This is a genomic window from Streptomyces sp. SID5785, assembly GCF_009870065.1.
Classification (GTDB): Bacteria; Actinomycetota; Actinomycetes; order Streptomycetales; family Streptomycetaceae; genus Streptomyces.
Genome location: NZ_WWIA01000822.1, coordinates 1 through 5,334 on the forward strand (window position 1 = coordinate 1; position 5,334 = coordinate 5,334).

Annotated in this window: 4 protein-coding genes and 1 pseudogene; all 5 read left to right on the forward strand. The window is 73.7% G+C overall.

Features of this window, described 5'->3' with window-relative positions; all coding sequences use genetic code 11:
• Nucleotides 1-333, forward strand: a 333-nt coding sequence (locus tag GTW43_RS26790) for a hypothetical protein (RefSeq protein ID WP_237536829.1), incomplete at its 5' end; no start/stop codon positions are given.
• Nucleotides 334-756: 423 nt separating this feature from the next.
• On the forward strand, nt 757-1,584 hold the full coding sequence (locus GTW43_RS26795; protein ID WP_202501972.1) for a glycosyltransferase family 2 protein: 828 nt from the start codon (nt 757-759) through the stop codon (nt 1,582-1,584).
• Nucleotides 1,581-2,705: a glycosyltransferase family 2 protein gene (locus tag GTW43_RS26800; protein WP_343246127.1), complete on the forward strand. Its 1,125-nt coding sequence runs from the start codon at nt 1,581-1,583 to the stop codon at nt 2,703-2,705. Before GTW43_RS26795 ends, GTW43_RS26800 begins: the two co-directional genes overlap by 4 nt.
• Nucleotides 2,702-3,523, forward strand: coding sequence for a polysaccharide deacetylase family protein (locus tag GTW43_RS26805; RefSeq protein WP_161304542.1), 822 nt, complete (start codon nt 2,702-2,704; stop codon nt 3,521-3,523). The genes GTW43_RS26800 and GTW43_RS26805 overlap by 4 nt, the downstream gene beginning before the upstream one ends.
• Before the next feature lie 127 nt (nt 3,524-3,650).
• Nucleotides 3,651-5,334, forward strand: a pseudogene (locus GTW43_RS26810) (lipopolysaccharide biosynthesis protein); the annotation flags it as partial.

Here is a 5,334-nt window from a genome sequence, read left to right on the forward strand (position 1 = left end):
GTCGCGGCCGGAGCGGGCCTCCTGCTCGCCCTCGCGCACGCGGACTCACCGCTGCGCGCGCCGCTCGCGCTCGTGTTCCTGCTCGGCGCGCCCGGCGCCGCGTTCGCCGCGGCGCTGCGCGGCCTCGACCCGTGGGCCCGGGGGCTCACGTCGGCGGCCGGCGCGATCACCACGGTGATGCTGGTCTCCCAGGGGATGCTCGCCACCCACCACTGGTCGGTGGACGGCGGGGTCGTCGCCGTGGGGGCACTCAGCGCACTCGCCTTCGTCGCCCAGTCGGCCGTCCGACGGCTGCGCCGCCACCGGCCAACCGGGCATTCGGTAAACGAATGATCAAACACCGCCAGGGGGGCGGTAGTTGAAGTAAAGGACAGAACAACAAAAACGTGAGACACCGTTTCAGGTCTTGCCATACAGTCTCAATCATCAATACCGTCGTTCATCCACCCGCATCGGTCCATCACGCAGGTGATCCAGGGGAGGGCTCAGGATCACGAAGGACCGGTCGGGGCGCGGTAGGGGGGTGCCTGCTCGGTCAGCCGCTGCCTTCGGCCTTTCCAGGCCGGGGGACGTCCAGGGGCCGCCGGGCGGCGTGCCGCGCGACCGGTCGGACCGACCGGTGTGTATTGCCAGCTCACCCGGCCTGCACGGAGAGCAGTTCCGGCATGCCGTGAGTGAGAGACCCCCCTTTCGAACCGGACACATCACCGGACCGCCCGGGGGCGGGCGGTCCACCGGACGAGAGGGACCAGACTCATGAGCAGTTCCGTCGCGCATCCGGCGGTCCCTGACGGGACCACACCGAGTCGTATATCCGGTCAGTACCGGGCCATCTCCACCCATCTCGCCATCGCTCCGCGGGTCAGTGTGGTCATCCCCGCGATGAACGAGGCGGAGAACCTGCCGTACGTCTTCAAGACCCTGCCCGACTGGATCCACGAGGTCGTCCTGGTCGACGGGAACTCCACCGACGACACGGTGGCGGTGGCCCGCGACCTGTGGCCGGAGGTGGTGGTCGTCCCGCAGCTCGGCAAGGGCAAGGGGGACGCCCTGATCACCGGCTTCGAGGCCTGCTCGGGCGACATCATCGTGATGGTCGACGCCGACGGCTCGGCGGACGGCCAGGAGATCGTCAGCTATGTGTCGGCCCTGGTGTCGGGCGCGGACTTCGCGAAGGGCTCCCGCTTCGCCAACGGGGGCGGCACGGACGACATGACGCCGGTCCGCAAACTGGGCAACTGGGCGCTGTGCTCGGTGGTCAACGCGAAGTTCGGCGCCCGCTACACGGACCTGTGCTACGGGTACAACGCGTTCTGGCGGCACTGCCTCGACCAGATCGACCTGGACTGCACCGGGTTCGAGGTCGAGACGCTCATGAACATCCGGGTGGTCAAGGCCGGTCTCAAGGTCCAGGAGATCCCGAGCCACGAGTACCTGCGCATCCACGGGGCGAGCAATCTGCGCGCCGTGCGGGACGGGCTGCGCGTGCTCAGGGTGATCCTGCGCGAGCGGTCGAACCGGCGGGCCCGACGGCTCGCGGGCGCCGCCGGAAAGCTCCGTCCGGTGCGGGGGGACGGCGCGTGACGGGCAGCCCGCACGGGGCGGACGGGCCGTCCCCGGCGGCCGGTCCGCCTTCCGTGTCCGTCGTCGTCTGCGTGTACACGCAGGAGCGGTGGGAGGACATCCTCGCCGCCGTCGACTCGGTGCGCGCACAGTCGCGGCCCGCGCTGGAGACCCTGCTCGTCGTCGATCACAACCCCGTGCTGCTCGACCGCCTGCGGGCGCGGTACGCGGACACGGCAGGGGTCCACGCCGTTCGCGTACTCGCCAACGCGGGCCCGCGCGGCCTGTCCGCCGGGCGGAACACGGGGATCGCGGCGGCCCGCGGCGAGGTCGTCGCGTTCCTCGACGACGACGCGGTCGCCGAGCGGGACTGGCTGCGCTGGTTCACCGAGGCGTACGCCGATCCGGCGGTCATGGCGGTCGGCGGGCGCACCGAGCCGGTGTGGGCGTCGGGCCGCAGGCCCGCCTGGTTCCCCGAGGAGTTCGACTGGGTCGTCGGCTGCACGTACAGGGGACTCCCCCGCGGCAAGGTGCGCGTGCGCAACGTGCTGGGCGGCAACGCCTCGTTCCGGCGTACGGCGTTCGACGCGGCGGGCGGGTTCGCGACCGGCATCGGCCGCGACGGCGACAAGCGGCCGCTGGGCTGCGAGGAGACGGAGCTGTGCATCCGGCTGACCCGCGCCCGGCCGGACGCGGTGCTGCTCATCGACGACCGGGCCGTGATCCACCACCGGGTCCCGGCCGGCCGGGAGCGCTTCGGCTACTTCCGGACCCGGACGTACGCGGAGGGCCTGTCGAAGGCCCTCGTCGCACGGAGCGTGGGGGCGGGCAAGGGGCTGGAGAGCGAGCGGGCCTACACCGGCCGGGTGCTGCCGGCCGGAGTGGCCCGCGGCGTACGGGACTTCGTGCTGGCACGGCCGGGGGGAGCGGGCCGGGCCGGCGCCATCGTGGCCGGGGTCGCGGCAGCGGCCGGGGGGTACGTCCTCGGGACGCTGCGGGCCCGCACGGGCCGTGCGCCCGGATTCTCCGTGACGGCGATCGACCCCGGCGCCGTCGACGCGGGCGCCGTCGACGCGGGCCCGGCCGGCGCACCCGGGGGATCCGGCACGGGGAAGGCGGAGGAGACGGGGGCGGCGGCATGAGCGGACCGCGGACGGCGGACGGGGCGGCCGTACCGATCCTGATGTACCACGCGGTCGCGCACGAGCCGCGGGACGCGACACGCAGGCTCTCCGTGACGCCCGCCGCGTTCGCCGAGCAGATGGCGATCCTCGCGGAGAACCGCTGCACGCCCCTGACCACCGCCGAGCTCGCCGGGATCTGGCGCGGCGGCGGCCGGGTGCTGCCCGACCGGCCGGTCCTGATCACGTTCGACGACGGGTACGAGGGCGTGCACCGGTACGCCCTTCCGGCGCTGGCCGAGCACGGCTTCCCGGCGACGCTGTTCGTGTCGACGGGGTGGCTGCGCGGTCCGCACGACACCGGGGGCGGCCTCGACACGATGCTCGACTGGGGGCAGGTGCGCGAACTCGCCGCGCAGGGCGTGGAGATCGGCGGGCACAGCCACACGCATCCGCAGCTCGACCAGCTGGACGACGAGGACCTGCGCTTCGAGCTGCACCGCAGCGCGGAGATCGTCGCCGACGAACTGGGCGCGGCGCCCGCGTCGTTCGCGTACCCGTTCGGTCACTCCGACCGGCGGGTGCGGCGGGCGGTGCGGGCGGCCGGATTCGCCCAGTCGCTCGCGGTCGGCAACGGCCTCGCCCGGCGCCGGCAGGGGCCCTACGCCCTGCAGCGCGTCACCGTGCGCCGCTCCACCGGCGCCGCCGAGTTCGAGCGGCTCGTCGAGGGCCGCGCGATCGGCCGCACCTTCGCCATGGACCGTGCCCTGACCAAGGGGTACGCCGTGGTCCGCAGAGCCCGACAGGCCCGCCGGAAGGCAATCCGTACCCGTGGCTGACACGACCACCACCGACCGGGGCACCACCGCCGGAGAGACGACCGCACCGGCCGGGAGCGACGCAGCGCCCGGCCTCAGACTCAGGCTGTCCGGCATGGGCCGCGGCAGGAAGGGCAGAGAGGACGGCATGGGGTCGGGGGGCGGGAACCAGCTGTTCCGCAACGCCTACGCCCTGATGCTCAACACCGGGATCTCCGGCGTCCTCGGCGTCGGCTTCTGGCTGGCCGCCGCGCACTACTACACGGCGGACGCGGTCGGGCAGGGCTCGGCGGCGATCGCGGCGATGAAGTTCCTCGCGGGGCTCACGGCGGTCACCCTGACCGGGGCGCTGGCCCGCTTCATCCCGATCGCGGGGCGCGCCACGGGACGCTTCATCTTCCGTACGTACGCGGGCAGTTCGGCGGTCGTCGCGCTCGCCGCGCTGGTCTTCCTGCTGACCCTCGACGTGTGGGGGCCCTCGTACCGCTTCCTGCACGGGCCGCTGCACGGGCTGGGGTTCGTGGCGGCCGTCGTCGCCTGGTCGCTGCTGACCCTCCAGGACGGAGTGCTGACCGGGCTGCGCAGCGCACTGTGGGTGCCGGTAGGGAACACGGTGTTCTCGCTGGTCAAGCTGGGGCTCCTGGTCGCGTTCGCCACGGCGCTCGCCACGACCGGGGTGTTCGTGTCGTGGGTCGTCGCGATCGCGTGCTCGGTGGTGCCGCTGGGCTGGCTGGTGTTCCGGCGCCTCGTGCCGCGGCACGTCGAGGCGACCGACGGCAGGGCGAAGACGCCGACGCTGCGCGAGATGGGCCGCTTCCTCGCGGGCGACTACACCGGCTCGCTGTTCTCGCTCGCGGTCGTCTACCTCGTCCCGGTGATCATCGCCTCGCAGGTCAGCTCGGCCGACAACGCGTACTTCTACATCACGACCACGATCGGCGGCACGGTCAACCTGCTCGCCATCAACATGGGCGCCTCGCTGACCGTGGAGGGTGCGCACGACCCGGCGCGGCTCGCCGCGAACACCCGGGCCGCGCTGCGCCGCATGGCCCGGCTGATGGTTCCGGTCTGCGGTCTGCTGTTCCTGCTCGCGCCGTACATCCTGCGGGTGTTCGGGCAGGACTACGCGGACGCCGCGACGCCGCTGCTGCGCTGGTTCGCGGTGGGCGCCGCGCTGCGGGTCGTCATGGAGACGTACTTCGCGGTGCTGCGCGCGCAGAGCCGCACCTCGGGGCTCGCCTGGCTCCAGGGGCTGCTGTGCGTCCTCGTGCTCGGGCTGACCCTGCTGCTGCTCCCCCGGATGGGGCTGACCGGCGCGGGCGTCGCGGAGATCTCCTCGCTGGCGGTGATCGTGGCGATCGCGGCGCCACGGCTGTGGCGGATCGCGCGGGCCGCTCCCGCCGCGCCGCCCGCGGACGACACGGCGCCCGACGGCGACCTGGCCGACCTCGGCACCCCCCGCGCCCCGGTGGGTGAGCAGGACCGGCAGGGCCCGCGGTGGGCGCTGCGCGGGGCCATGGACTCGGACACGCTGCATCTCGCGGTGCAGCTCAATCTGGACCACCAGGAGCGGCGGCCGGACGTGCGTCAGGGATCGGTCACCCCGGCGCAGGGTGTGCGGCTGCCCGGCTGGGCGCGGAAGCCGGGGCCGGGCGGGCCTGAGGGCACGGAGGTGGAGCGCGGGCAGCCCCGGGACCTGCTCGGCGGCGCCCGGATCGGCGGCCCCCGGCGGCCGGCGGCTCCGGTGCAGGTCGACGCGCCCTTCGAGACGGAGACCGAGACGGAGACCGGGCCGGAGCCGGAGCAGGCGCGGGAGGCGGCGGCGGAGGCAG